Here is a 480-nt window from a genome sequence, read left to right on the forward strand (position 1 = left end):
GGATGCGCGTGATCATCGACTTCGTCATGAACCACACCAGCGACCAGCACCCGTGGTTCCAGGAGTCCCGCAAGGACCCCGACGGCCCCTACGGCGACTACTACGTGTGGGCGGACGACGACAAGCAGTTCCAGGACGCCCGGATCATCTTCGTCGACACCGAGGCCTCCAACTGGACGTACGACCCGGTGCGCAAGCAGTACTACTGGCACCGCTTCTTCTCCCACCAGCCGGACCTCAACTACGAGAACCCGGCGGTCCAGGAGGAGATGATCTCCGCGCTGAAGTTCTGGCTGGACCTGGGGATCGACGGCTTCCGCCTCGACGCGGTGCCGTACCTGTACCAGCAGGAGGGGACGAACTGCGAGAACCTCCCGGAGACGCACGCGTTCCTGAAGCGGGTGCGCAAGGAGATCGACACGCAGTACCCGGACACCGTGCTGCTGGCCGAGGCCAACCAGTGGCCGGAGGACGTCGTCG

General features: G+C 64.8%; 1 protein-coding gene. It reads left to right on the forward strand.

All coding sequences use genetic code 11. The features are described 5' to 3' along the window. The coding region (locus ADK41_RS06815; protein ID WP_030837673.1) for an alpha-amylase family glycosyl hydrolase at positions 1–480 on the forward strand (480 nt) is incomplete at both ends.

Origin of the sequence: Streptomyces caelestis, from assembly GCF_001279005.1 — a bacterium.
GTDB lineage: Bacteria > Actinomycetota > Actinomycetes > Streptomycetales > Streptomycetaceae > Streptomyces > Streptomyces heliomycini.